Origin of the sequence: Bifidobacterium ramosum (assembly GCF_009299505.1) — a bacterium.
GTDB classification, from domain to species: Bacteria; Actinomycetota; Actinomycetes; order Actinomycetales; family Bifidobacteriaceae; genus Bifidobacterium; species Bifidobacterium ramosum.
Window position 1 is genome coordinate 158,448 of record NZ_WBSM01000006.1, and the last position, 26,285, is coordinate 184,732.

Below are 26,285 nucleotides of genomic sequence, written 5' to 3' on the forward strand. Positions count from 1 at the left end.
GCACTCGGGGCCCGAGAGTGCTAATCTCCCAATTAGCACTCGGAGGTCGAGAGTGATAACCGGCAGCTGACGGCCGGCGATCGCCCGCGGCTCTCGCAGTGGGAACAACTACCGTGAAGTCATGTGGAGGAATCAACCATGGCAAAGATCATTTCGTACGACGAGGAAGCTCGCCAGGGAATGCTTGCGGGTCTTGACAAGCTCGCCGACACCGTCAAGGTCACGCTGGGCCCGAAGGGCCGCAACGTCGTGCTCGACAAGTCCTATGGCGCGCCGACCATCACCAACGATGGCGTGTCCATCGCCAAGGAGATCGACCTTGAGGATCCGTTCGAGCGCATCGGTGCCGAGCTGGTCAAGGAAGTCGCCAAGAAGACCGACGACGTCGCCGGCGACGGCACCACCACCGCTACCGTGCTGGCGCAGGCCCTCGTGCATGAAGGTCTGAAGAACGTGGCCGCCGGTTCCAACCCGATCGCCCTGCGTCGCGGCATCGAGAAGGCCTCCGACACCATCGTCAAGGAGCTCGTCGCCGCCGCCAAGGACGTCGAGACCAAGGACCAGATCGCCGCGACCGCGACCATCTCCGCCGCGGATCCGGAAGTCGGCGAGAAGATCGCCGAGGCCCTCGACAAGGTCGGCCAGGATGGCGTCGTGACCGTCGAGGACAACAACCGCTTCGGCCTTGACCTCGAGTTCACCGAGGGCATGCGCTTCGACAAGGGCTACATCGCCCCGTACTTCGTCACCAACGCCGAGGACCAGACCGCGGTGCTCGAGGATCCGTACATCCTCCTCACCTCCGGCAAGGTCTCCAGCCAGCAGGATGTCGTGCACATCGCCGAGCTGGTCATGAAGACCGGCAAGCCGCTGCTGATCATCGCCGAGGACGTCGACGGCGAAGCCCTGCCGACCCTCATCCTGAACAACATCCGCGGCACCTTCAAGTCCTGCGCCGTCAAGGCCCCGGGCTTCGGCGACCGCCGCAAGGCCATGCTGCAGGATATGGCCATCCTGACCGGCGCGCAGGTCGTGTCCGACGAGCTGGGCCTCAAGCTCGACTCCGTCGATCTCGACGTGCTCGGCCACGCCAAGAAGGTCATCGTCTCCAAGGACGAGACCACCATCGTGCAGGGCGCAGGCTCCAAGGAGGATATCGACGCCCGCGTGTCCCAGATCCGCGCCGAGATCGAGAACACCGACTCCGACTACGATCGTGAGAAGCTGCAGGAGCGTCTCGCCAAGCTGGCCGGCGGCGTCGCCGTCATCAAGGTCGGTGCCGCCACCGAGGTCGAGGCCAAGGAGCGTAAGCACCGCATCGAGGACGCCGTGCGCAACGCCAAGGCCGCCATCGAGGAAGGCCTGCTGCCGGGTGGTGGCGTGGCCCTCGTTCAGGCTGCCGCCAAGGCCGAGAAGGACGTCAAGCTCGAAGGCGACGAGGCCACCGGTGCCGCGATCGTGTTCCGCGCCATCGAGGCCCCGATCAAGCAGATCGCCGAGAACGCCGGCCTGTCCGGTGACGTGGTCATCGACAAGGTTCGTTCCCTGCCTGACGGCCAGGGCCTGAACGCCGCGACCAACACCTACGAGGATCTGCTGGCCGCCGGTGTCACCGACCCGGTCAAGGTCACCCGTTCCGCGCTGCAGAACGCCGCTTCCATCGCCGGCCTGTTCCTGACCACCGAAGCCGTGGTCGCCAACAAGCCGGAGCCGAAGACCGCCGCTCCGGCCGCCGGCGCCGACATGGGCTACTGATCCGACCTGTCGGATAGCTGAGCCATAGCGCTGAAGAGCACCGACTGGTGCTGAGGGAGACGCCCCCGTAAGGGGTGTCTCCCTTTTTTCGTTGCCGTTTCTTCTTCACCCGTTCCCCTAACGGACATACAGCCGATTTGATGGTGGAAATCGACTGTATGTCCGTTAAGGGAACGGGCGGAGGAGTTGATAGGACTTATGCGTCGTATGATCCGTACCGACTGCGCAACTCCTTCGGTGGTCCTTCCCTCCCAACGGACATACAGCCGATTGATGGGGTCGAATCGGCTGTATGTCCGTTAGGGGTGGGGCGTCCGTGGGGAACGGACGCCCCGTGGGAGGCGGACATTCCCCACCGGAGTGGGGTTTAGCCGGCGAAGAGGCGCGCTGCCTGCGCCTCGGCGTCGGCGTAGACCATCGAGGCCGAGGCCAGCGCACGCTGGATCGATTCGAGCGACGCCTCCATCTGCAGCTGCGCGGCCCGCCATTGTTCGGCGACCGACGCGAACTGTGTCGCGGCGCCGCCGCGCCACACGCTCTGCAGATTGTTGAGGTTCGCGTACATGCCGTTGACGGCCTGCCGGATCGAGGCGACGGATGCGTTGACCGCTGCGGACGAGGACTGGATCTGTTCGGAATCCACTTGATACTGCGGCATGATGTTCTCCTTCCAAGAACGGGTTGTGTGTGATTATGCCGGCGGTCGGACCCTTGGCGAACCCGGCCGCTAATGTGGACGATATGACAAATCGAGCAATCGCAGACGGAAAAACGACCTATGTGGTCGAAAGGTATCGGCACGGCGTGTCGCCAGTATTCGCAGTGCTTGCGCTGATCGTGACGATGATCATGTGCATCGGATTCTCGCCGATCGCGCTGGCCGACGACGCCGCCGGCAGCGATCCGGAGACCACGACGACGGACACGTCCGGCACCACGTCCACGGTCACCGACGACATCACCGACGTCAGCAACCTGCTCGGTTCCGACCTGACCAAGGTCTCCGACGCGATCGTCACCACCAAACAGGAGACCGGCGTCAGCGTGCGTCTCATGTACCTGCCGACCTTCGGCAGCAAGAACAACCCGCAGCAATGGGCCAGCAAGGTGCTCGAGGACATCCACCCCGACCCCAACACCGTGATGCTGGCCGTGGCGTCCGACGACGGCAACCTCGTCGTGGCCGTGTCGTCGAACTCCGATGAGTGGCTCAAGAAGCAGCAGACCGTGGATGACCTGTCGAAGGTCGCCACCGACCCGCTGCTCAAGGACACGCCGGACTGGGCCGGTTCGGCCACGGCGATGATGGACGAGATCGTCAAGCTCAAGAAGACCTCGACCTCGTCGTCCAGCGTGATGATCGGCGTGATCGTGTTCGCCGTCGTCCTGGTCGTCCTGATCGCCGTGATCGTCGCGACGGTGCTGATCAGACGTCGTATCAAGCGCAAGGTGCTGCGGATGGCCGCCGAACGCAAGCGGAAGCCGTCGCCGTCCGCAACCGGCGACGATGCGCGCGGTGCGGCCGGCGACGATATGGCCGGCGATGCGAACGACGACGAACGTCCGCTGACCCGCAAGGAGATCCGCATGCGTCGCAAGGCCGGTATGTGGAAGAACGAGTAGGACAAGCCCAGCCGACATTCAGGAAACCTACAGCAAAGCGCGACATGCTGGGAGACATGAGTAAGCCTATTGAAGCATCGATCGTTGTCGTCGACGACGAGCCCTCCATCCGTGAACTGCTCGTCGCATCCCTGCATTTCGCTGGTTTCGAAGTCGCCACCGCGGCGTCCGGCTCCGAAGCCATCGAAGTCATCGAAAAAACCCAGCCCGACCTCATCGTGCTGGACGTGATGCTCCCGGACATCGACGGCTTCACCGTCACCCGCCGCATCCGTCAGGAAGGCATCACCGCGCCCGTGCTGTTCCTCACCGCGCGTGACGACACGCAGGACAAGGTCATGGGCTTGACCGTCGGCGGCGACGACTACGTCACCAAGCCGTTCAGCCTCGAGGAAGTCGTCGCTCGCATCCGCGCGATCCTGCGCCGCACCCGCGAGCAGGTCGAGGACGATCCGATCATCCGCGTCGGCGATCTCGAGATCAACGAGGATTCGCACGATGTGTCGCGCGCCGGCCAGCCGATCGACCTGAGCCCCACCGAATACAAGTTGCTGCGCTACCTCATGGACAACGAAGGCCGCGTGCTCTCCAAGGCGCAGATCCTCGACCACGTCTGGCAGTATGACTGGGGCGGCGACGCGGCGATCGTCGAATCGTACATCTCGTATCTGCGCAAGAAGGTCGACGGCGTCACCTACACCGACGCGAACGGCGAAACCCGCAAGGTTACGCCGCTTATCGAAACCAAGCGCGGCATCGGCTACATGATCCGCGAACCGAAGACCGCACCCGGCGCATGAGCAGCGGCAACCAGCAACCCACGGGCGGCGCGACCCCGACCGGCACTCCGGCGGGCGCGCCGCAGCCGTCTTCCACCGGACTGCCGCAGCAGGGCACCGTTCCGCCGTTCGCACCGTCATCGGCCACGGCCACGGCCACGGCAGCCGCGCCGCACCGGCCGAACTGGTTCCAGCGCCACGTGCGCCGCCGCATCGACGCGGTTCCGCTGAGCACCAAACTCGTCGCCTGCATCATCGTGCTGCTCACCATCGGTTCGTTCGCACTGTCGTTCTCGATCCGTCAGCTGGTCAGCAACTACCTGCTCGAAAAAATCGATAAGCAGCTCAGCAACCAGAGCGAACTCGTCGTCAACGCGGCGGACATCCTCGCCAAAACCGACCCGAGTCAATCCAGCTTCGGCCTGAACGACTATTACGTGCAGCTGCGCGGTCTCGACTACAAGATCGTGCGCGTGCCGCTCAAACCCACCTCCGCGAACGGGTCGAGCATCGCGCCGGTGCTGCCGGCGGACGGTTCGATGGGATCGGTGGAGCTCGGCGTGCCGTTCACCACCACCGCGGTTGTGACCACCGAAACGCCGGTTTCGCAGAATTCGCAGAACGGCGGCAACAGCAACGGCAACGGTGGCAACAGCCAGAGCAACGATGCGCAGAACAGTCAGAACAACCAAAACGACGGCCAGAACAGCAACGATCAGGATTCGCAGAGCGGCCAGAACAACCAGAACTCGCAGAACGGCCAATCCGGCACACAGGGCCAGACCCACGTCACCGTGACCAAGATCAACTCACCGTGGCGTGTGCTCGTGCTGCCGATCGTCGACAAGGACACGGGCGCGCCCACCGGTTACGCGTTCATCGGCCTGCCGCTCAAGGACGTCGTCGACACCACCAACACGCTTACGCGGTACAGCGCGATGGTCGGCATCGCAGTCGTGCTGCTCGGCGCGGTGATCGGCACGCTGCTCGTGCAGACCACGCTCACGCCGCTCAAGCGCATCGAGAAGACCGCGGCGAAGATCGCGGCCGGCGACCTGAGCCAGCGCGTGCCATCCGCACCCGAAAACACCGAGGTCGGCTCGCTCGCCGCGTCCCTGAACGCCATGCTCACTCGCATCGAGCAAAGCTTCCACGAGCAACAGGAGACCACCGAGAAGATGAAACGGTTCGTCTCCGACGCCAGCCACGAGCTGCGCACGCCGCTCGCCGCCATCCACGGCTACGCGGAACTGTACAAGATGCAGCGTGAGTTCCCAGGGGCCTTGGAGCGTGCCGACGAGTCGATCGAACACATCGAGGCGTCCAGCGCCCGCATGACCGTGCTCGTCGAGGATCTGCTTTCCCTGGCCCGACTTGACGAAGGCCGTGGCATCGACCTGACCCAGCAGGTGCCGCTCACCTCGATCGTGTCCGATGCGGCCGACGACCTGCACGCCCTCGACCCCGAACGCGGCATCCGCGAGGGCTCGCTCGAACTGCGGCATGCGCAGGACGGCTCCGGTTCGCGGTTCGCGTTCGTCGAGGGGACGATGCCGCAGGTCACGCTCACCGGCGATGGTTCGCGGCTGCGGCAGGTCGTCACCAACATCGTCGGCAACATCCACCGCTACACGCCGGCCGACTCGCCGGTCGAGGTGTCGGTGAGCGTGCTGCCCGCGTCGATCAGCCCCGAATCGCTGTCGCGCATGCCCGCCACCGAGGCGTCGATGCGCCATTTGGTCGAGGCCATCGAGGTCGGCCAGTCGATGCAGGTCGGCATGAACTACGCGATCATCCGCTTCGTCGACCACGGCCCCGGCGTGCCCGAGGCGTCGCGCTCGCAGATCTTCGAACGGTTCTACACCGCCGACCCGTCGCGCGCCCGGCTCAAGGGCGGCACCGGCCTCGGCATGGCGATCGCGCAGTCCGTGGTCAAGGCGCACCGCGGGTTCATCTGCGCCACCGGCACCGACGGCGGCGGACTGACCCTCACCGTCGTGCTGCCCATCGCGCCGGTCGAGCCGAGGGTCGCCGCGGCCACGGGCATGGCCGGCACCGTGGGCCCGACGGACGACGCGCGGCGCAAAGGTGCTAAGCCCGACAAGAAAAGCCGCGCGCGCTGAGCAGGGTTTGAGGTAAACTGTATCTTCGGTTTAACGAGCCGGCGGGCATGGGGCCCGTCGGCGAGCGAGGCGAAGAACGAGGTGTGAATACGATGCCCAGTGGACGAGTTCGTTGGTTCGACGCGAACAAGGGATACGGTTTCATCATCAACGATGAAGGCAAGGACGTGTTCCTGCCGGCCGTCGCGTTGCCGGCCGGCGTCACCACGCTGCGCAAGAACGCGAAGGTCGAGTACTCCGTCGTCGACGGTCGCCGCGGGCCGCAGGCCATGGGCGTGACACTCGTGGAGTCCGCGCCGTCGCTGGTCAAGGCCACCCGGCCGAAGCCGGACGACATGGCCGCCATCGTCGAGGATCTCATCAAGCTGCTCGACGCGGCCGGCAACGATCTGCGCCGCCATCACTACCCGTCCGCTGCCGACAGCAGGAAACTGGCCACGCTCATGCGTGCCGTGGCCGACAACTTCGACGTACAGGACTGATATGCCCGAAACGACACTCGACCCAACCGAGATCGCCCAGTCGGTCGCCGTCGCGTCGGCGGACGCCCCCGAACAGGTGGGCGCGTTCGTCACGTCGACGGAACTCGGCGACGGTGTGACCGACTTCCGTTTCGACTGCCTGATGAAAGGCTACGAAGGCTGGCAGTGGTCCGTCACGTTGTTCCATGACGTCGAACTCGACCGGTGGACCGTGGACGAGACCTCGCTGGTGCCCACCGACGCCGCGTTGCGGCCGCCGGCGTGGGTGCCGTGGAAGGACCGGCTGGAGCCGACCGATCTGTCGGTGACCGATTCGATCGGTACGGATCCCGATGATCCGCGCATCGAGGACGGGTTCCGCGAGACGGATGATATCGGCGTTGCTGATGATGGCGCCGTTGACGGGGATGCTGATGGTGCGGCCGTTGCGGTTGATGCCGCTGCGTCGGCTGCTGCGACGTCCGTCGATGCAGCGTCTGTCGATACCGCGTCTGCCGATACGACGACCGCCGTCACGACCGGGAGCGCGACGGCGAACGCCGATGGTACCGTCGGCGACGCACAGGATGGTATGACGACGGCTGGGTCCGTCGCGGATACGGCCGCGTCGCAGTCGGATACTGCTGCGGCCGTGGCCGTTGGCGACGCCGCGGCGACGGATGGCGAGACCGAGGCCCCCGCGACGACATCCGCGCAGGACGTCGAGGACGCGGTCAAGGAATTCGACCTGTCGCGCCGGCATGTGCTCAGCCCGTTGGGTCGTGCGCAGGCCGCCAAGCGCTGGTACGAGGGACAGCACGGCCCGAAGTCGCTGTCCACGAAGACCGCGGACGGCAACGTGTGCGCGAACTGCGGCTTCTTCATCCAGCTCAAGGGCGAACTCAACATGATGTTCGGCGTGTGCGCGAACAAGTGGAGCCCCGACGACGGCCGCGTCGTGTCGGTGGATCACGGCTGCGGCGAGCATTCGGAGATCGATCCGCCGGAGCCGACGCATCTGTGGATCCAGTCCAAGCCCGCCTACGATGATCTGCACATCGACGTGGTGGAGCAGGCGCCGCGCGAGGAGCGTGGGCTGGTCGAACTGATCGAGCGGCTCAACGAGGCCGGCATCAAGGTGGGCAAGGGCGTCATCGTCCTCAAGTCCCAGTTGCCGGAATAGCAACGCCATAACGTAAACATAACGGACATACAGCCAATTCCACCCCGGAAATCGGCTGTATGTCCGTTACGTGTTTATGCATCATGTGTTGATTAGTGCTGCTGCCTGTTTTTCTGCTGTTTGATCGGCATTGCCGATCAACGAATCACGTGTGTCCTGCTTCGTGATGGCCACCTTCCCCTTCAACGGACATACAGCCGATTCCGGGGGTGAAATCGGCTGTATGTCCGTTGAAGGGGAAGGGAGTGGCCGGAGGGAGGAGACGTGGTCGGCCGCTCCACACGAAGAGATGGGGGCGGCGGAAGCCGGTCAGTGGACGACGGTGAGGGTGCACTCGGCGAGGGTGACGAGCTGCTTCGACACCGAGCCGAGGAAGTGCGCGTCGAATCCGGACAGGCCGCGCGACCCCACCACCAGATGGCTGGCGTACCGCGACGCGGCGATCAGCCCCTTGGCCGCGGAGATATGGAACGCATGCGCCTGCACCTCCACGCCGTCGAAGAGCGAATCGTCGTCGCGCATGATCCCGTCCAGCAGTTGCTCGGCGCGTTTCTGCCCCTCGGCGACCGGCGCGACCGCGTTCTCATATCCCGGCACCACGCCCAGATCCTTGAGCTGCCAGCAGAACAGCACATGCAACGGCACGCCATGCACGTGCGCCTCATGCGCGGCGAATTCCAACGCGCGCCGCGACGTCGCCGAACCGTCCACGCCGACGACCACCGGCCGTCCGCCGGAACCCGACTCGGGCCGGGCATACCCCGTCGCCGCATCGCCCGGCGTCAACGCGTTCGCGATCGCGTCCTGCATACTCTCGTCCTCGTCGGTGAAGATGCGCACCACCGTCACCGGCACCGTCGCCTCCTCGGCGAGCGACGCGGAGAACGACCCCGTGAACCAGCGCGCCACACGACCCAACGACCGGCGGCCGACCACGATCTGCTGCGCGTCCTTGCCGATCCGCAGCAACGCCGCCGTACCGGACGCATGCATCGACGTCAGCGTCACGTCGTCGCCGTCCACGTCATCCAAACCGGACACGGCCTCGTCGACCCACGTGCGCAGCCGTTCCGTGATCCGCGCGCGCAGCCGCTCCCAGCCCTCCTCGCTGTCGGGTTCGGAACCCATATCCCACGAACGTGTCCATCCGTACACCGCATTCACGCGCTGCCCGGTCAGCTGCGCCTCACGCAACGCCCAGCGCAACGCGGCGAAGGACTCGTCGGAACCGTCTACGCCGACCACGATGTCGGACGTCGTCATATTGTCAGCCATGATGCCTCCTTTGCGCAACGTGCATAACAACTACGTCCAGCATAACGTTTTGCGTTGCGTCCACAGCGCAATTCGTGGAAGACACGCAATAAACGTCACCGCGAATCGGTAGAGTGTTATGAACTAACAAGAGTGGAAGGACAAGCATGTTCGAACGGTTTACCGACCGTGCCCGTCGCGTCATCGTGTTGGCGCAGGAAGAGGCTCGTGCCCTCCAGCACAACTACATCGGCACCGAGCATCTGCTGCTCGGTCTGATCCGCGAAGGTGAGGGAGTCGCCGCCAAGGCGCTCGCCTCCAAGGGCGTGACCCTGGAGGACACCCGCAAGCAGGTCGAAGAGATGATCGGCAAGGGCAACGCGTCGCCCGGCGGCCACATACCCTTCACGCCGCACGCCAAGCAGGTGCTGGAACTGTCGCTGCGCGAGGCGCTGCAGCTGGGCCACAGCTACATCGGCACCGAGCATATCCTGCTCGGTCTGATCCGCGAGGGCGAAGGCGTGGGCACGCAGGTGCTCATCAAGATGGACGTCGATCTGGGCGAGCTGCGCTCGACGACGATCGATATGATCCGCGGCAATTCCGTGTCCGGCGACGCCCAGAACAAGGGCGATCTCGCGAACGCCGGCGGCGTGCAGGACAAGAGCCGCCAGACCGGCTCCGCGATCCTCGACCAGTTCGGCCGCAACCTGACCGCCGAAGCCGCGGCAGGCAAGCTCGACCCGGTCATCGGCCGTTCCAAGGAAATCGAACGCGTGATGGTCGTGCTGTCTCGTCGCACCAAGAACAACCCGGTGCTGATCGGCGAGCCCGGCGTCGGCAAGACCGCTGTCGTCGAAGGCCTCGCGCAGAAGATCAACGCGGGCGACGTGCCGGAGACGCTGAAAGGTAAGCAGGTCTACTCGCTCGATCTCGGTTCGATGGTGGCCGGCTCGCGCTACCGCGGCGACTTCGAGGAGCGTCTCAAGAAGGTGCTCAAGGAGATCAAGACCCGCGGCGACATCGTGCTGTTCATCGACGAGATCCACACGATCGTCGGCGCCGGCTCGGCCGACGGTGCGCTCGGCGCATCCGATATGCTCAAGCCGATGCTCGCGCGCGGCGAACTGCAGACCATCGGCGCGACCACGACCGACGAATACCGCAAGTACATCGAGAAGGACGCGGCGCTCGAACGCCGCTTCCAGCCGATCCAGGTGCACGAGCCGTCGATCGCGGAGACCATCGAGATCCTCAAGGGCCTGCGTTCGCGCTACGAGAACCACCACAAGGTGACGATCACCGACGGCGCGCTGCAGGCCGCCGCCGAACTGTCGGCGCGCTACATTCAGGACCGTAACCTGCCGGACAAGGCGATCGACCTGATCGACGAGGCCGGCGCGCGTCTGCGCATCAAGCGCCTCACCGCGCCGCCGGAGCTCAAGGATCTCGACAACCGCATCGCCAAGCTCGCCGCCGAAAAGGACGAGGCCATCAAGGGCCAGGACTTCGAGAAGGCCGCCAAGCTGCGCGACAGCCAGGAGAAGCTCGAGACCGAGCGCAAGGACAAGGAGACCGCCTGGAAGCAGGGTGAATCCGATGTCAAGATGGTCGTGGACGAGGACGTGATCGCCGAGGTGATCTCGAACACCACGGGCATCCCGGTGTTCAAGCTCACGCAGGCCGAATCCAAGAAGCTCATGAACATGGAGGCCGAGTTGCACAAGCGCATCATCGGCCAGGACGAGGCCGTGTCGGCGCTGTCGCGTTCGATCCGCCGCGCCCGCGTGGGCTTGAAGGACCCGAAGCGCCCCGCCGGTTCGTTCATCTTCGCCGGTCCGACCGGCGTCGGCAAGACCGAGCTGGCCAAGGCGCTCGCCGAGTTCCTGTTCGATGATGAGGACGCGCTCATCCGCGTGGATATGTCCGAGTTCTCCGAGAAGTACGCCGCGTCGCGTCTGTTCGGCGCGCCCCCGGGATACGTCGGCTACGAGGAGGGTGGCGAGCTCACCGAGAAGGTGCGCCGCAAGCCGTTCTCCGTCGTGCTGTTCGACGAGATCGAGAAGGCGCATCCGGACATCTTCAACACGCTGCTGCAGGTGCTCGACGACGGTCATCTGACCGACGGCCAGGGACGCAAGGTGGACTTCAAGAACACCATCATCATCCTGACCACCAACCTCGGCACGCGCGACATCGCGAAGATGGCGAACACAGGCTTCAACCTCGGCTCCAACACCGAGTCGAGCTACCAGCGCATGAAGGACCAGGTGAGCACGGAGCTCAAGCAGCAGTTCCGCCCCGAGTTCCTCAACCGTCTGGATGACATCATCGTGTTCAAGCAGCTCACCGAGCCGCAGGTGCGCCAGATCGTCGACCTTGACGTCAAGCAGCTCAACGACCGTCTGTTCGACCGCCACATGTCGCTCGAACTGACCGACGCGGCCAAGGACCTGCTCGCGCAGAAGGGCTTCGACCCGCTGCTCGGCGCGCGTCCGCTGCGCCGTGTCATCCAGCGCGACATCGAGGATGCGATCTCCGAGAAGATCCTCCTGGGCGAGCTCAAGGACGGCCAGAAGGTGACCGTCGACGCCGAAGGTGACAACGTGCTGGAGGAGGAGTTCACCTTCAAGGGCGAGGACTTCGAAGAGCCGGCCGCCGCGCAGAGCGACGCGTCAAGTGATGCGCAGCCGGCCGACGGCGCGGAGAATCAGCCTGAGCTGGTCGATGCCGCCGCGTCTGGTGCCGGTACCGGCGACTCTGGCGACGCTCCGTCCGCGGACGGCGACGCCGAGTGATATCGGATCCGTCGATCGTCCGGCCGAGTGAACGACCGATCGCCTGACCGATCGTCCGACCGTCCGTGACAATGGGCCGTGGTTCCACGCGAACCACGGCCCATTGTCGTACAATCGAGACGATTCACACGATCAAGGAGACGATGCGGTCATGACAATCCCGGAAACCAACGACGAGATGCGACGCGACCTCGCGGCGATCGACGAGGTGATCGCGCACGGCCGATATAAGGACGACTGGGCGTCGCTGCAGCAACATCGCACGCCGCAATGGTTCGAGGATGCGAAATTCGGCATCTTCATCCACTGGGGCGTCTATTCGGTGCCCGCGTTCGGCAGCGAATGGTATTCGCGCAACATGTATATTCAGGGGTCGAAGGAATTCGAGCACCATGTGGCGACCTACGGGCCGCAGAAGGAGTTCGGATACAAGGACTTTATCCCGATGTTCACCGCGCCGCGTTTCGACCCGGACGCGTGGGCCGACCTGTTCACGCGCACCGGTGCGCGGTACGTGGTGCCGGTCGCCGAACACCATGATGGCTTCCAGATGTACCGCAGCCGCCTGTCACATTGGAACGCGGCGGAGATGGGGCCGAAACGCGACGTGCTCGGCGAGCTGACGCAGGCGTTCCATGAGCGGGGACTCGTGAACGGTGCGTCGTCGCACCGCGTCGAACACTGGTGGTTCATGGGCCACGGCAAGGAATTCGACAGCGACATCCACGAGCCGTTGCGCCGCGGCGACTTCTACTGGCCGGCTATGCCCGAGCCGGACCACATGGACCAGCACAGCACGCCCGCGCCCACCGCCGAGTTCCTCGAGGACTGGCTGCTGCGCTGCTGCGAGATCGTCGACGAGTACCGGCCGAAGGTGCTGTATTTCGACTGGTGGATCCTGCACGAGGCCGTTCAGCCGTATCTCAAGAAGTTCGCCGCGTACTATTACGACCGCGCGGACGAGTGGGGCGAGGAGGTCACGATCTGCTACAAGCAGGACTCGTTCATGTTCGGCACCGCCACGCCGGACATCGAACGTGGCCAGCTCGCCGACGCCAAGCCGTATCATTGGCAGACCGACACGGCGATCGCGTTGAACTCGTGGTGCTACACCGAGCACAACGAGTATCGCCCTGCCGCCGAGATCCTGCAGGATCTGGTCGACATCGTCTCCAAGAACGGCAATTTGCTGCTCAACGTCGGGCCGAAGGCCGATGGCACGTTCGGCGAGGAGGATCTGGCCGTGCTCACCGCGATCGGCGACTGGCTGCGCGTCAACGGCGAGGCGATCTACGGATCGAAGCCGTGGAAGCGGTTCGGCGAAGGGCCGACGCAGATCATCGAAGGCCAGTTCTCCGACGGCGTGAAGAAGCATTTCACCTCGCGCGACGTGCGGTACACGGTGAACGGCGGCAATCTGTACGCCATCGCCCTGCGGCCGGCCGCCGACGGCGTGTACCGGTTCGAGCGGCTCAAGGAGGGCGATGCCGAACACAACGCCGACTTCCACGGCCTGATCCGCGACATCCACATGCTCGGGGTCGGGAGCGGGGCTGGAGAAGCGCTGGAATGGACCCGCGACGGCACCGCCCTCGAGGTGCATGCGCCGGTCGTCGCCGGCGACGCCCCGGTCATCTTCCGCATCGCCATCGCGTAGGACGTGCCTCTGGCCGTGTGCCCTCGGCTCGCACTGTAATAACGGACATACAGCCGATTTATGGGGTTGAATCGGCTGTATGTCCGTTGGGGTTGCTGCGTCTGCTTGGGAACAGCGTAAGTTGGGGGAGCTTGCTGATTCATTCAGCTATGGCTTGAATGCATCCGCTACTGCCTACGATGGTAAGAATGGGTATCTTCGTATTACGGATATTGACGACAGCACCCGTCAGTTCTCTAAGAATGATTTGACTTCACCTGACGCTGACCTCAGCCGGTGCGGGGATTACCGGTTGTCTGAAGGCGATATTGTTTTTGCCAGAACTGGTGCAAGTGTCGGCAAAACCTATATTTATCAGGCAAAAGACGGCATTGCGTATTTCGCTGGCTTTCTAATTCGTATGAGACTGAAGCCTGATATTGATCCGTGTTTTGTATTCCAGTCAACGCTTGGTGAAACCTATAAGCGTTATGTGAGTATTACTTCACAACGATCCGGACAGCCTGGGGTTAATGCTGAGGAATATGCTGAGTGTCCAGTTTTGATGCCGTTGCTTACCGAGCAGCAGGCCATTGGCCGGTTCTTTTCCCGGCTTGACTCCCTTATCACCCTTCATCAGCGTAAGCAGTATTTACCATTCGTCCGATAGCAGGAAATCGGCGACATGCATGGTGATGATGCCCTCATAATTGCCTTCCGCATATTCGTCGGTGCACAGCACGTATTTCGGATGATTGTCGCGGATGCTTAGCAGCCGTCCGTATTCGCGGTCCCTCGTACTCTGATCGCCTAATGTCTGCGCGATCTGAAGGTACATCACACGATCCTGTTTACTGGCGACGAAATCGATTTCAGCGGTTCCGATTTTACCGATGTACGGCTGCCATCCGCGTCGCAGTAGTTCGACATACACGAGGTTCTCCAGCATGGCGGCGACACTGTCCGGACGGTATCCGAGCACCGCATACCGCAGTGAGGTATCGGCCAGATAGAACTTTTCCTGTGTCTTCAGAATCTCCTTGCCCTCCAGATCATATCTGGAGCAGCGATGGAGAATATAGGCCGATTCGAGTTTCCTCAGGTAGGAATATACGGTTTCCGCGTCAATGGAACGGTTTTGGCTTTTGAGATACTTGGTTATGCCAGCCGCCGAGAATGTTCGCCCGATATTGTCGAAGGTGTACCTCACGATACGTTCCAGTTGGTCGACCTTGCGAATACTGTTACGACGCACGATATCGGTGAAGATCGTCGAATTGTAGATGTCACGGACAATTGCATACACCTGATCGTCCGTGTATGCAGTGAGACAGGTCGCGGGGAAACCGCCGCGACGTATGTAACCACCAAGACGGCGGTGCGTGTCGCCGTCGCCATCTCCCGTTCCATACTCGTCGCAGAATCTCAGATACTCGCGGAACGACAGCGGAAACACGCGGAAGGCGACGTACCGGCCGGTCAGATACGTCGAGATCTCCGATGACATCATCCTTGAATTGGATCCGGTGACATAGATATCGACGCTACTCTCCGACATCAGGGAATTGACGACGCGTTCCCAGCCATCGATTTCCTGCACCTCGTCCAGAAACAGGTAGGCGCGTTCGGAGTCATCCGCATCCGTTGATGGCAGGGCGTCGGACAACTGACGGTACAGTTCCGCCGCACTCCAGCCGTCATATTGCATGGAATCAAAGGAGTATCTGATGATATGCCGCTGATCGATGCCGCGCTCTCTCAGTCGGTCTGCGATCTGTCCCATCAGCGTGGATTTGCCGCAACGGCGGACTCCCGTAAGGATCTTCACCAGCGGAGCGTCGATATAGGGTTCGATCATGGCAAGATAGTCCGGGCGAGGCAAAGTCAGATGGGACATAACGGCACAGCCCTTTCTTTCATCGTGTCAATATTACCGATCATAATCCGGTATAGTTATCGTCTTGGGTTACTTTTCCGATTATAACCCAATAAATTTTCCCTATCGCCATTTTTCTTGGGTCGTAACCCAATTTTAGACGAGATATTTCATACCAACAAAGGACTCACCATGGTCGAAACCAAACAAGAGACGCTATTCTGCGACTACTACGCGCAATGGGTCAACGTCTACAAGGAAGGCGCGATCCGCGATGTGACGATGAAGAAGTACCGGATTACGCAAGCGTGGCTCGCCAAGCTTATTCCCGATCTCAAGCTGTCCGATTTTGACCGTGTTAGTTACCAGAAACTCATCAATGGCTACGCCGAATATCACGAACGACAAACGACCATGGATTTCCATCATCAACTGAAAGGAGCCATTCTCGATGCCGTTGACGAGGGATTCATCCAGCGCGATCCAACCCGCAAGGTCATCATCAAAGGGAGGCAACCACGGCAGAAGAAACAGAAGTATCTCAACCAGTTCGAACTGCATGCGATTCTTGCCGATTTGTCGCTTGGCACTGAACCCAGCTGGGACTGGCTGATACTGCTGATCGCGAAAACCGGGTTACGTTTTTCGGAAGCATTGGGTCTGACGCCGGACGACTTCGACTTCGTGCATCAGACGCTTTCCGTGAACAAGACATGGGACTATAAGAACGGCGGAGGATTCGTACCGACGAAAAACGCCTCCTCCGTCCGCAAAGTGCAACTCGACTGGCAACTTATCATGCAGCTTTCCGCACTGTTGAAAGAATTGCCCGAAGACGAGCCGATCTTCGCAAAAGGCAAAGTCTACAATTCAACGGCGAACAACATTTTGGCCAGGCATTGCAAGCAGGTCGGAGTGCCGGTGATATCGATTCATGGACTTCGGCATACCCATGCATCGTTACTGCTGTTTGCGGGAGTATCGATAGCCAGCGTTTCCAAACGACTCGGCCATGCGAGTATGAATACCACGCAGGACACGTATCTGCATGTCATTCGCGAGCTGGAGAACAAGGACGTTGACATTGTGATGAGAGCACTATCAACGCTGATGTGAGTCGAACGGTTGCAGCGTAAGTGTCGCACGTTGCGATGCTTACGCTGATGAAGGGTGATGAGGGAATCGAGCCGCGAGAAGAACCGGCCGATGGCCTGCTGCTCGGCGGGCGATGATGGTACCGACAAAACCGTATCGAAAAAATCATCTGGCGCTATATTCAGCAAACCATGATTTCGCGCGCCCTCCGCAGCGATCATCTGAACTGCCTTATGCCAGCGGTTTGTCTCGTAATACGTCACGAGATAATCGGGATCAGCTCCAGACAGCTCAAAACAAATGTAAAGCGTGGAAACACAACCCTTTTCATACCGAGTTAAACGCTTGATTGCACCCCACGGACTGTCCGAGGACGTGCTTTTGTTATAGGCGAACTCACCTTTTTGCAAGAGGAAATACCCGCTCATATCCTTACTTGCAACTTGATTATTGAAGAAGAGTCTTTGGTCAATCAGGCCATACTGGGCCGATATAGTCAGTGGTAAATCAGACTCGTTATTCTCATTCTTGCGAGTCACACGCTGCGCAATATCCCCTAACTTACGCTGTTCCCAAGCGGGCGTATAATGAATGCATTTGTATTGCAGTTTGAAAGTGCGGCGAGGCGATGACTTATTCAAACCTCATAGAAAAGGGTGCTGGTGAAACCGAGATACGAGCGTACCTCGTCGACGGTGATACGGTTCCTGTCACCATGCGTATTCCGGCAAATCTTCGGGATTCCGCAAAAGAAGCCGCAGCGCTTCGTGGCATGAGTTTCTCGGCCTTCGTGAGAACCTGCATCATCAATGAGCTGGTCAAGGATGGCGAGCGATGATTCGTCTCACCACCATGACCATGCAGCTTATCGACAATGATCCGGACGGCATTCGCATTTGTCGTGTGGAAGGTGAATCGTTGGTCACCATCGTGGTTCCAAGAGATAAGTTGGCCGAGGCGAAGAAACTGCCGAATGTACCGGAACGGGGCGTGTATTACCTGTTGGATGAGGATCATGGTGTGCTTGGCCGCGTGTATGCCGGGCAGACCACGCAGGGGCTTGCCCGTCTTGAAGACCATAAGGCCAAGAAGGAGTTCTGGAACAAGGCCGTCATGTTCCTTGACGGCGACATCAACATCGACAGGGATGTGTTGGACGCCCTTGAGGCGAAGGCGATTGACTTTGTCCAGCGAAACGGCTCATACGAGACGGATAATACGTACCTTCCCAGTCCGCATGTGAACCCGTATAAAGAGCAACGGGTCGAGGAGCTGCATGAGAACATGCTGTTTCGCATGAAAGTCCTCGGTTATGACCTCAATCGTTCGGAAACCGCGGCGCATGTGAGCGAAGGATTCCACACCAAGAAGAACGGAATCTCGGCAACCGGGAAATACGATAAGGCAACCGGGCGGTTTACCGTCCTTGCCGGTTCCGAGGTTGAACTGGGACGCGGCATTATCAAGAACCGGGGAGCCATCGCCGCCCGAGAGCAGCTCTTTGGTAGTCAACACGGCAAGGCGAAGCTTGACCATGACGTGACCTTCGCCAGCCCGTCCACGGCCGCCGTGTTCGTTCTCGGTGGTAGCCAAAATGGCTGGACCGAATGGGTGAACGATCAAGGCAAGACGCTCGATGAAGTGTACAGGAACAAGGAGCACATGAATGAATAAGCAACAGCTCGCCGCGAGGATTTGGGAATCGGCCAATCGGATGAGGTCGAAGATCGAGGCGAACGAGTACAAGGATTACATTCTCGGCTTCATCTTCTACAAGTTCCTCTCAGAAACGTTGGTGGCGCGGCTGCATGAGGACGATTGGACCGACGAAGACCTGCCCGCGCTGGTCGAGGATGATGTCGAAACTGTGGAGGATGTGCGCCAGCTGTGCGGCTATTTCATCTCCTACGACAACCTGTTCTCCACATGGATCGCCTCGGGCTCCGACTTCACCATTGCCGATGTGCGCGAGGCGCTGTCGGCATTCGAGCGCAACATCAACCCGGCGCACCGGCGTGTGTTCGCCGGTATTTTCGAGACGCTCCAGACCGGCCTGTCGAAGCTCGGCACCGACGAGCGCAGCCGTTCCAAGGCCGCCCGCGACCTGATCTACCTCATCAAGGACATTCCGATGGACAGCCGCGAGGGCTACGACACCCTCGGCTACATCTACGAATATCTGATCGACAAGTTCGCCTCCAACGCGGGCAAGAAGGCCGGCGAATTCTACACGCCGAGCGAGGTCTCCCAGCTGATGAGCGAGATCATCGCATGGCATCTGCAAGGTCGCGACGAGATCGAGATCTACGACCCCACGTCCGGTTCCGGCTCGCTGCTCATTCACATCGGTCAGTCCGTCGCCCGTCGCAACGGAAATCCGAACGGCATCAAATACTACGCGCAGGAACTCAAGGAGAACACGTACAACCTCACGCGTATGAACCTGGTGATGCGCGGCATCCTGCCCAGCAACATCTTCGCCCGCAACGGAGACACGCTCAAAGCCGACTGGCCGTGGTTCGATTCCGATGAGACTCGCGACGAAACCTATACGCCGCTGTTCGTGGATGCGGTCGTCTCGAACCCGCCGTATTCGCTCAGTTGGGAACCACCGGCGCCCGGCGAGGACGTCCGCTTCGAATACGGCATCGCACCCAAGTCCAAGGCCGATTACGCGTTCCTGCTGCACGACCTGTACCATCTGCGTGACGACGGCATGATGTGCATCGTCCTGCCACACGGCGTGCTGTTCCGCGGGGGAGAGGAAGGCGCGATCCGCAAGAATCTTGTGGAGCATCACCATATTCAGGCCATCATCGGTCTGCCGGCGAACATCTTCTTCGGCACCGGCATCCCCACCATCGTGATGGTGCTGCGCAAGCATCGCGACGACGACCATGTGCTCATCGTAGACGCGTCCAAAGGATTCGCGAAGGACGGCAAGAACAACCGGCTTCGCGCGTGCGACATCCGACGCATCGTGGACGCGGTGACCGGCTCGAAGACGGTCGACAAGTTCAGCCGTCTGGTGAGTATCGACGAGATTCGCGCGAACGACTACAACCTCAACATTCCTCGCTACGTGGATTCGTCCGAACCCGCCGAGCAGTGGGACATCTACGCCACGATGTTCGGCGGCGTGCCGGCGCAGGAGATCGATGCGCTGCACCGGTACTGGGACGTGTTCCCAAGCCTCAAGTCGCAGCTGTTCGCCATGAAAGATGGTCACATCGCGCGAGTGAACGGCGGCTCGGTGAAGGATACGGTGTATGGTAACGCCGAAGTGCAACAGTACGTCGAACAGTACAAGCAGCGTTTCGCCGATTATCGTGCGTTCCTGAACGGCGAGCTGATCGACGGATACGCCGACGTGGATATCGCCAGCAAACCGGAGCAACTGGCCGACGATCTGTTCCGTCGTCTGCATGACGTGCCGTTGGTGGACGCGTACGCCGCATATCAGGTGTTCGTGGACGGCTGGAAGACGATCTCCGACGACTTGGAAACGTTGCATAACGAGGGATTCGACGCGGTGCGCAAGGTCGACGCGAACATGACCGTCAAGAAGAAGGGCGGCAAGGACGTCGAAGTACAGGACGGCTGGCGAGGCCATATTCTGCCGTTCAAGCTCGTGCAGGAACGTCTGATGACGGCCGATCTGGCCGAAATCGATGCGCAGGAGCGCCGTCTGAACGAGATCAGACAGGAGCTGAACGATCTGCTGGAGAACGTGGACGAGGACGACAAGAGCTCGGATGCGATCAACGAGGATGGCGACGCATTCGTGCCGGCCGAAGTGAAGAAGGCCGCCAAGTCGATCGGCAAGCATCCCGACACTGAGTTCGACCGTACGATCGTGGCCGCGAACCGGCTGATCGACGAGGAAAAAACGGTCAAGAAGACCATCAAGGAACTCAACGCCGCGCTCGAAGACAAGACCGCGACGGTTATCGAGCACCTGACCGACGAACAGACGGCTGAACTGCTGAGCGCCAAGTGGGTCGAGCCGTTGCAGAGCAAACTCGAAACGCTGCCCACCGCCGTGCTCGACGAACTCGTGGCGAAGGTCACGGCCTTGGACGAGAAGTACGCGACCACGTACGCCGACGTGTGCGGTCAGATTCATGACGCCGAGCGCGAACTTGGTTCGATGCTTGACCAGCTGACCGGCGACGAATTCGACATGGCCGGCATCGCCGAACTCAAGGCCCTGTTGGGAGGTGAGTGAGATGGCTGATTCGAACGTACCTTCGATTCGTTTTCAGGGTTTTACTGACCCTTGGGAACAGCGTAAGTTGGGGGATTGCGGAACGACATATTCGGGGTTGTCGGGCAAGACGAAGGAAGATTTCGGACATGGCGAGGCGCGATTTGTTCCTTACACGAATGTATTTGATAACCCGGTTGCGGATGCAGATCGTCTAGAGGCAATCGAGATCGACCATCGTCAGAACGAGGTCAGACGAGGTGATGCCTTGTTTACGGTGTCTTCAGAGACACCCGAGGAAGTCGGCATGTCTTCTGTTTGGCCTGTCAATAAGCCGAATGTCTACTTGAACAGCTTCTGTTTCGGTTATAGACAAAATGGCACTTTTGATTCAGAATACTTGGCGTATATGTTGAGATCGTCCGAGGTCAGGGCGCAGATGACGTTGCTGGCGCAAGGCATTTCGCGGTTCAACATATCAAAGAGCAAGGTGATGGAGCTGTCTGTTCCAACTCCCGGTTTGGCCGAGCAGCAGGCCATCGGCCGGTTCTTCTCGCGGCTTGATGCCCTCATCACCCTTCATCAGCGTAAGTATGACAAGTTGGTTGTGCTGAAGAAGTCGATGCTCGAACAGATGTTCCCTCGAGAGGGTGAGTCGGTGCCGCGTATTCGTTTCTCCGGTTTTACTGACCCTTGGGAACAGCGTAAGTTGGGAGAGCTGTACGAGAACCGAGATGAGCGGGGTAACGATGATCTCCAAATTCTGTCCGTCTCGATCTATGGCGGTGTCTCCGATGGTTCTCTAACCTCGGACGAACTCGGCAAGAATGTGAGAAGAAGCGAGGACAAGTCTCTTTACAAGAAGGTCGAATCCGGCGATATAGTACTCAACATGATGCGTGCATGGCAGGGAGCCATCGGAACCGCATCAGTCAAAGGAATGGTAAGTCCTGCATATATTGTTGCGAAGCCGCTGTCACCACAGGATCAGAGGTTTTTCGATGTGCTGTTGAGACGGCACAGCATAGTAAACCAGATGAACGATCTGTCTTATGGCGTCACGGATTTTCGCAAACGTCTTTACTGGGATTCGTTTGTTCGTGTGACAGTAGATTGTCCGTCGCTCGCCGAGCAGCAGGCCATCGGCCGGTTCTTCTCGCGGCTCGACGCCCTCATCACCCTTCATCAGCGTAAGTTGGCATTGCTGCAGAATATCAAGAAATCCTTGCTCGATAAGATGTTCGTTTAGGAATCGGAGGAATCATGGATCGCAAACGCATCATGGAAGAGGCCATCCATTCCGGCGAAATGGAAGGTGCCTACGTCTCCGCCGAGTTCCGGCGTGATGCCGAACAGTATGTCGACGGCGACTTCACCATCGAGGAGCTTATGACCAGAACCAAACGCCGTTGGAAGGTCGGCAAGCACGAGCCGAAAGCCGCCGCTCATGCCTGACCGGTTCGTCGACCCGTATGTCGATCGGCGGACCGGCATACTGTGCAATCTGGTCGGCGCGACGACCTACGACGAACTGCAGAACGCCGAAGGCGAATTCGTCGCACTGCGCATGAACGAGTTCTTCACCAGACCGATTCCGCCTATGAGCGGATCGTTGGACGATTTCCGTATGCTGCATCGCATCCTGTTCCAGGACATCTATGACTGGGCAGGTGAGATCCGCACCGTGGAGATTCGCAAAAATGTCGAGGGCGCCGAATTCTTCCTGCCGTCGACGAACATCGCCATGGGCGTCGGCTGGGCGCGGGGAGAACTGCGGAAAGACAACATGCTCGTCGGCCTTGACTTGCCACGGTTTGCGCAACGGCTGGCCTACCACTACGACAACTACAATTTCATCCACCCGTTCCGTGAAGGCAACGGCCGTGTGCAACGCCTGTTCTGGACACTGTTCTGTCACGATGCCGGATACGATCTCGACTGGCGTCTCGTCAGCGGCGAGGAGAACGACGAAGCCAGCAGACTCGCGGCGGAAGACCAGAACTACACGATGCTGGAAGCGATATTCCGGCGTATCGCGTCGCCATGCGATCCCGCCGTGCCGATCGGCAACGAATCGCTGGCCGCAGGTCATCTGCGCACCGACGCGCAATAAGCAACACGAAGAAGGAATCGATCATGATCTTCGACAACGAAGCTGATTTCGAGGGGAACGTCATCACCGTGCTGCAACAGCATGGCTGGAAGGACGGCGTGCTCAAGTATCCGACCGAACATGATCTGCTCGAGAACTGGAAATCCATCCTCTACCGCAACAACTGCGGCATCGACCAGCTCGGCCAATATCCGCTCACCGACGGCGAGATGGCGCAGATCATCGAACAGATCGAAACATTGCGCACGCCGCTCGCGCTCAACTCGTTCGTCAACGGCCGCACCGTCTCCATCAAACGCGACAACAAAGAAGACGAAGCGCACTTCGGCAAGGAAATCAGCCTCTACATCTACGACCGGCAGGAGATCGCCGGCGGCAAAAGCACATACCAGATCGCGCAGCAGCCGGTCTATCCGGCCAGGAACGCGATGCTCCACTCACGCCGTGGCGACCTTATGCTGCTCATCAACGGCATGCCGCTCATCCATATCGAATTGAAACGCAGCGGCGTACCCGTCAGCCAGGCGACCAATCAGATCGAGAAATACGCGCACGAAGGCGTGTTCGCCGGGCTGTTCCGACTCGTGCAGGTATTCGTCGCCATGAACCCCGACGAAGCCGTGTACTTCGCCAATCCGGGCGCGGATCGGTTCAACCCGAGCTACTACTTCCACTGGGCCGACTGGAACAACGAGCCCATCTGCGGAGGCAAACACCCCGGCGACGACGAATGGAAACGGTTCTGCGCGAAACTCCTGTCCATTCCGATGGCACACCAGCTCATCGGCTTCTACACCGTGGCCGACTCGGCAGACGGATGCCTGAAAGTGTTGCGCAGCTACCAGTACTACGCCGCATCCGCTATCTCCGACGCGGTACGCAAGTGCGACTGGGACGCCCGCCCCGCCGTGCCCGGGCGGCCGGGAGGCTACGTATGGCACACCACCGGCTCAGGCAAAACCATGACCAGCTTCAAGTCGGCGCAACTCATCGCCGACTCCAAAGACGCCGACAAAGTCGTCTTCCTCATGGACCGCATCGAACTCGGCACACAGTCGCTCAAGGAATACCAGTCCTTCGCCGACAACGAGGACGATGTGCAGGGCACCGAAAATACGGGCGTGCTGCGCGACAAACTCTCCAGCGACGATCCCAAAGACACGCTCATCGTCACGTCCATCCAGAAAATGAGCAACGTGAAACTCGGCGAACGCGGCGTCACGCAAGCCGAACTCGACCGTCTCGCCGCCAAACGCGTCGTATTCATCGTCGACGAATGTCACCGCTCCACGTTCGGCGACATGCTGCAGGACATCCGACGATCGTTCCCAAACGCGATGTTCTTCGGCTTCACCGGAACGCCGATCCTCGACGAGAACCAGAAGAAGCACTCCACCACCGCGATGATCTTCGGCGGCTGCCTGCACCGATACAGCATCGCCGACGGCATCCGCGACCACAACGTACTCGGCTTCGACCCGACCATGGTCACCACCTACAAGGACGCCGACGTACGGCTCGCCGTCGCGCTGCACCAGGCGAAAGCCGCGACCGTGGAGGAAGCGCTCGCCGACCCGGACAAGGCCGACGTGTATGAGCATTACATGGACAAGACGCAAATGCCCATGGCGTCGGCGGTTGATGCCGACGGCAGCCGCGGTCCCAGCATCGAAGGATGCTTCGGAACCGGCGAATACGGCATCGGCAAACCGCATGCCGGCATGGTCGTCAAGGACATCCTCGAACAGTTCCCCGTGCTCAGCCACGGCAGCAAATTCCATGCCATGCTCGCCACCAGCTCCATCCCCGAAGCGATCAACTACTATCGCCTGTTCAAACAGCAGGCTCCGCAACTGCGCGTCACCGCCCTGTTCGACCCGAACATCGACAACAACGCCGGGGCGAGCGTCAAAGGCGATGCGCTCGCCGAAATCATGACCGACTACAACACGACGTACGGCAAGCATTTCGGCATCGTGGACTGGCCGGCGATGAAAAAGGACATCTCCTCGCGACTGTCGCACAAAGCCCCCTACGGCACCATTGATGCGAACCGTGACGCGCGGCTCGACCTGCTCATCGTCGTCGACCAGATGCTCACCGGCTTCGACTCGAAATGGGTCAACACGCTCTACCTTGACAAGATCATCGAATACGAGAGCATCATCCAGGCCTTCAGCCGCACCAACCGACTGTTCGGCCCCGACAAGCCGTTCGGCACGATCCGCTACTATCGCAAGCCGCACACCATGCGCGAGAACATCAAAGCCGCGGTCAAACTGTATTCCGGCGACCGACCGCTCGACCTGTTCGTGCAGAAACTTCCCGAGAACGTCAAGACCATGGACGAGCGGCTCTCGGATATCCGCGACGTCTTCGCGTCGTCCGGCGTGGGCGACCTTGCGCGGCTGCCGGAATCGGTGGAGGCGAAACGCAAGTTCGCCAAGGAGTTCGTGGAACTCAACAAGGCGCTCGAAGCGGCCAAAATCCAAGGATTCACGTGGGACAAGCCGACCTTCGAATGTGTGGACGAAGACGGCGAAACCACCGTGGTCCAACCGCAGATCGACGAACGCACATATCTGATCCTCGCGCAACGATACAAGGAACTGTTCGACGACAGCGACGACGAGGACGGGGATGATTCAGGCTCCGAGAATACGGAAGCACCGTATGAGCTGGAAGGCTACCTCACCGAGATCGACACCGGACTCATCGACACTGATTACATGAACGCCAACTTCGACAAGTGGCTCAAGGCGTTGCACGAGGACAACGGCGAACTGGCTGCCGCATCCCGGGAACTGCACCGTTCGTTCGCCGCATTGTCGGCCAACGATCAACGGCTCGCCGAACTGTTCCTGCACGACGTGGAACGCGGCGACGTGCACCCCGAACCCGGCATGACGTTGCGTGACTACATCACCCAGTACGCAAGACGGGAGAAGGACGAACAAGTCGACAAACTTGTGGACCGTACCGGCGTCGACCGGTCGCTGCTGGAAGAACTGCTCATGCAGCACATTACCGAAACGACGCTCAACGGGTACGGACGGTTCGACGAGCTGTTCAATTCCGTCGATAAGAAGCGCGCAAAGGCCTCTCTTGAAGCGATGCGACACACGACCATGGCGCAACGCAATGTAAATCGTGAAGTGCGCCGCATACTGACCCGGTTCGTGCTCGACGGCGGATACGACATCGACGCGGATGGGGAGGAGTGAGCAGGGGGCGGACGGGGTCCAGTGCGGAGATTGCCGGCGAGGGTAGGCGCCGGCGGTTCGGACAAATGGGGTCGTTTCGGTGTTTTTTCTGGCGCATCTCCTCTCTAACGGACATCCAGCCGTTTCGATACCCGAATCGGCTGGTTGTCCGTTGAGGA

Annotated in this window: 20 protein-coding genes; 17 read left to right on the forward strand and 3 right to left on the reverse strand. The window is 60.6% G+C overall.

Annotation, left to right across the window (positions count from 1 at the left end; genetic code table 11):
• The first annotated feature begins 138 nt into the window (after positions 1-138).
• Positions 139-1,755: a chaperonin GroEL gene (gene groL, locus DSM100688_RS06860; protein WP_152358394.1), complete on the forward strand. Its 1,617-nt coding sequence runs from the start codon at positions 139-141 to the stop codon at positions 1,753-1,755.
• Between the two features lie 367 nt (positions 1,756-2,122).
• Here the strand turns inward: groL and DSM100688_RS06865 are convergent, their stop codons facing one another.
• Positions 2,123-2,413, reverse strand: a complete 291-nt coding sequence (locus DSM100688_RS06865) for a WXG100 family type VII secretion target (RefSeq protein ID WP_152358395.1) — start codon at positions 2,411-2,413, stop codon at positions 2,123-2,125.
• Positions 2,414-2,496: 83 nt separating this feature from the next.
• On the opposite strand from DSM100688_RS06865, the gene DSM100688_RS06870 reads away from it, so the two are divergent.
• The 5 genes from DSM100688_RS06870 (at position 2,497) to DSM100688_RS06890 (ending at position 7,924) form a co-directional block, all read left to right on the forward strand.
• Positions 2,497-3,378 carry a TPM domain-containing protein gene (locus DSM100688_RS06870; protein ID WP_152358396.1) on the forward strand — a complete coding sequence of 294 codons (882 nt, stop codon included), beginning with the start codon at positions 2,497-2,499 and terminating at the stop codon, positions 3,376-3,378.
• 56 nt (positions 3,379-3,434) lie between these two features.
• Positions 3,435-4,178, forward strand: coding sequence for a response regulator transcription factor (locus DSM100688_RS06875; protein ID WP_152358397.1), 744 nt, complete (start codon positions 3,435-3,437; stop codon positions 4,176-4,178).
• Positions 4,175-6,280, forward strand: coding sequence for a sensor histidine kinase (locus DSM100688_RS06880; protein ID WP_163146788.1), 2,106 nt, complete (start codon positions 4,175-4,177; stop codon positions 6,278-6,280). The genes DSM100688_RS06875 and DSM100688_RS06880 overlap by 4 nt, the downstream gene beginning before the upstream one ends.
• Positions 6,281-6,372: 92 nt before the next feature.
• On the forward strand, positions 6,373-6,762 hold the full coding sequence (locus tag DSM100688_RS06885) for a cold-shock protein (RefSeq protein ID WP_152358398.1): 390 nt from the start codon (positions 6,373-6,375) through the stop codon (positions 6,760-6,762).
• Position 6,763: 1 nt separating this feature from the next.
• A complete protein-coding gene (locus tag DSM100688_RS06890; RefSeq protein ID WP_152358399.1) occupies positions 6,764-7,924 on the forward strand; it encodes a DUF3027 domain-containing protein in 1,161 nt (386 codons plus the stop codon).
• A 309-nt stretch (positions 7,925-8,233) separates the two neighbouring features.
• Here DSM100688_RS06890 and DSM100688_RS06895 read toward each other — a convergent pair whose 3' ends face one another.
• On the reverse strand, positions 8,234-9,199 hold the full coding sequence (locus tag DSM100688_RS06895; protein WP_152358400.1) for a universal stress protein: 966 nt from the start codon (positions 9,197-9,199) through the stop codon (positions 8,234-8,236).
• Positions 9,200-9,345: 146 nt separating this feature from the next.
• Here DSM100688_RS06895 and DSM100688_RS06900 point away from each other — a divergent pair, with 146 nt between their 5' ends.
• The 3 genes from DSM100688_RS06900 to DSM100688_RS06910 all read left to right on the forward strand — a co-directional run bounded on the left by DSM100688_RS06900 (position 9,346) and on the right by DSM100688_RS06910 (position 14,282).
• Positions 9,346-11,976, forward strand: coding sequence for an ATP-dependent Clp protease ATP-binding subunit (locus DSM100688_RS06900; RefSeq protein WP_152358401.1), 2,631 nt, complete (start codon positions 9,346-9,348; stop codon positions 11,974-11,976).
• 151 nt (positions 11,977-12,127) lie between these two features.
• Positions 12,128-13,633: an alpha-L-fucosidase gene (locus DSM100688_RS06905; RefSeq protein WP_239519309.1), complete on the forward strand. Its 1,506-nt coding sequence runs from the start codon at positions 12,128-12,130 to the stop codon at positions 13,631-13,633.
• 79 nt (positions 13,634-13,712) lie between these two features.
• On the forward strand, positions 13,713-14,282 hold the full coding sequence (locus DSM100688_RS06910) for a restriction endonuclease subunit S (protein WP_152358402.1): 570 nt from the start codon (positions 13,713-13,715) through the stop codon (positions 14,280-14,282).
• Here DSM100688_RS06910 and DSM100688_RS06915 read toward each other — a convergent pair.
• The gene (locus DSM100688_RS06915; RefSeq protein ID WP_204316636.1) at positions 14,265-15,470 is read right to left on the reverse strand and encodes an ATP-binding protein; all 1,206 of its coding nucleotides are present in this window, start codon (positions 15,468-15,470) and stop codon (positions 14,265-14,267) included. The two genes, DSM100688_RS06910 and DSM100688_RS06915, sit on opposite strands and share 18 nt — an antisense overlap.
• A gap of 210 nt (positions 15,471-15,680) precedes the next feature.
• On the opposite strand from DSM100688_RS06915, the gene DSM100688_RS06920 reads away from it, so the two are divergent.
• The 8 genes from DSM100688_RS06920 (at position 15,681) to DSM100688_RS06960 (ending at position 26,127) form a co-directional block, all read left to right on the forward strand.
• A complete protein-coding gene (locus DSM100688_RS06920; protein WP_152358404.1) occupies positions 15,681-16,604 on the forward strand; it encodes a site-specific integrase in 924 nt (307 codons plus the stop codon).
• Between the two features lie 607 nt (positions 16,605-17,211).
• Entirely contained in the window at positions 17,212-17,421 is a 210-nt protein-coding gene (locus DSM100688_RS06930; RefSeq protein WP_152358405.1) for a YlcI/YnfO family protein, read from the forward strand.
• The gene (locus DSM100688_RS06935; RefSeq protein WP_152358406.1) at positions 17,418-18,257 is read left to right on the forward strand and encodes a GIY-YIG nuclease family protein; all 840 of its coding nucleotides are present in this window, start codon (positions 17,418-17,420) and stop codon (positions 18,255-18,257) included. The genes DSM100688_RS06930 and DSM100688_RS06935 overlap by 4 nt, the downstream gene beginning before the upstream one ends.
• Positions 18,250-20,811 carry a type I restriction-modification system subunit M gene (locus tag DSM100688_RS06940; protein ID WP_152358407.1) on the forward strand — a complete coding sequence of 854 codons (2,562 nt, stop codon included), beginning with the start codon at positions 18,250-18,252 and terminating at the stop codon, positions 20,809-20,811. Before DSM100688_RS06935 ends, DSM100688_RS06940 begins: the two co-directional genes overlap by 8 nt.
• Before the next feature lies 1 nt (position 20,812).
• Entirely contained in the window at positions 20,813-22,039 is a 1,227-nt protein-coding gene (locus DSM100688_RS06945) for a restriction endonuclease subunit S (RefSeq protein ID WP_152358408.1), read from the forward strand.
• A 14-nt stretch (positions 22,040-22,053) separates the two neighbouring features.
• A complete protein-coding gene (locus DSM100688_RS06950) occupies positions 22,054-22,245 on the forward strand; it encodes an antitoxin VbhA family protein (RefSeq protein WP_152358409.1) in 192 nt (63 codons plus the stop codon).
• The gene (locus DSM100688_RS06955) at positions 22,238-22,903 is read left to right on the forward strand and encodes a Fic/DOC family protein (RefSeq protein ID WP_152358410.1); all 666 of its coding nucleotides are present in this window, start codon (positions 22,238-22,240) and stop codon (positions 22,901-22,903) included. Before DSM100688_RS06950 ends, DSM100688_RS06955 begins: the two co-directional genes overlap by 8 nt.
• 23 nt (positions 22,904-22,926) lie before the next feature.
• On the forward strand, positions 22,927-26,127 hold the full coding sequence (locus DSM100688_RS06960; RefSeq protein WP_152358411.1) for a type I restriction endonuclease subunit R, EcoR124 family: 3,201 nt from the start codon (positions 22,927-22,929) through the stop codon (positions 26,125-26,127).
• The last annotated feature ends 158 nt before the right edge of the window (positions 26,128-26,285 follow it).

Bases quoted from the DNA above. Each gene is read 5' to 3' on its own strand.
- groL (WP_152358394.1), top strand. From the start codon at position 139: ATGGCAAAGATCATTTCGTACGACGAGGAAGCTCGCCAGGGAATGCTT.
- DSM100688_RS06865 (WP_152358395.1), bottom strand. From the start codon at position 2,413: ATGCCGCAGTATCAAGTGGATTCCGAACAGATCCAGTCCTCGTCCGCA.
- DSM100688_RS06870 (WP_152358396.1), top strand. From the start codon at position 2,497: ATGACAAATCGAGCAATCGCAGACGGAAAAACGACCTATGTGGTCGAA.
- DSM100688_RS06875 (WP_152358397.1), top strand. From the start codon at position 3,435: ATGAGTAAGCCTATTGAAGCATCGATCGTTGTCGTCGACGACGAGCCC.
- DSM100688_RS06880 (WP_163146788.1), top strand. From the start codon at position 4,175: ATGAGCAGCGGCAACCAGCAACCCACGGGCGGCGCGACCCCGACCGGC.
- DSM100688_RS06885 (WP_152358398.1), top strand. From the start codon at position 6,373: ATGCCCAGTGGACGAGTTCGTTGGTTCGACGCGAACAAGGGATACGGT.
- DSM100688_RS06890 (WP_152358399.1), top strand. From the start codon at position 6,764: ATGCCCGAAACGACACTCGACCCAACCGAGATCGCCCAGTCGGTCGCC.
- DSM100688_RS06895 (WP_152358400.1), bottom strand. From the start codon at position 9,199: ATGGCTGACAATATGACGACGTCCGACATCGTGGTCGGCGTAGACGGT.
- DSM100688_RS06900 (WP_152358401.1), top strand. From the start codon at position 9,346: ATGTTCGAACGGTTTACCGACCGTGCCCGTCGCGTCATCGTGTTGGCG.
- DSM100688_RS06905 (WP_239519309.1), top strand. From the start codon at position 12,128: ATGACAATCCCGGAAACCAACGACGAGATGCGACGCGACCTCGCGGCG.
- DSM100688_RS06910 (WP_152358402.1), top strand. From the start codon at position 13,713: ATGTCCGTTGGGGTTGCTGCGTCTGCTTGGGAACAGCGTAAGTTGGGG.
- DSM100688_RS06915 (WP_204316636.1), bottom strand. From the start codon at position 15,470: ATGATCGAACCCTATATCGACGCTCCGCTGGTGAAGATCCTTACGGGA.
- DSM100688_RS06920 (WP_152358404.1), top strand. From the start codon at position 15,681: ATGGTCGAAACCAAACAAGAGACGCTATTCTGCGACTACTACGCGCAA.
- DSM100688_RS06930 (WP_152358405.1), top strand. From the start codon at position 17,212: ATGACTTATTCAAACCTCATAGAAAAGGGTGCTGGTGAAACCGAGATA.
- DSM100688_RS06935 (WP_152358406.1), top strand. From the start codon at position 17,418: ATGATTCGTCTCACCACCATGACCATGCAGCTTATCGACAATGATCCG.
- DSM100688_RS06940 (WP_152358407.1), top strand. From the start codon at position 18,250: ATGAATAAGCAACAGCTCGCCGCGAGGATTTGGGAATCGGCCAATCGG.
- DSM100688_RS06945 (WP_152358408.1), top strand. From the start codon at position 20,813: ATGGCTGATTCGAACGTACCTTCGATTCGTTTTCAGGGTTTTACTGAC.
- DSM100688_RS06950 (WP_152358409.1), top strand. From the start codon at position 22,054: ATGGATCGCAAACGCATCATGGAAGAGGCCATCCATTCCGGCGAAATG.
- DSM100688_RS06955 (WP_152358410.1), top strand. From the start codon at position 22,238: ATGCCTGACCGGTTCGTCGACCCGTATGTCGATCGGCGGACCGGCATA.
- DSM100688_RS06960 (WP_152358411.1), top strand. From the start codon at position 22,927: ATGATCTTCGACAACGAAGCTGATTTCGAGGGGAACGTCATCACCGTG.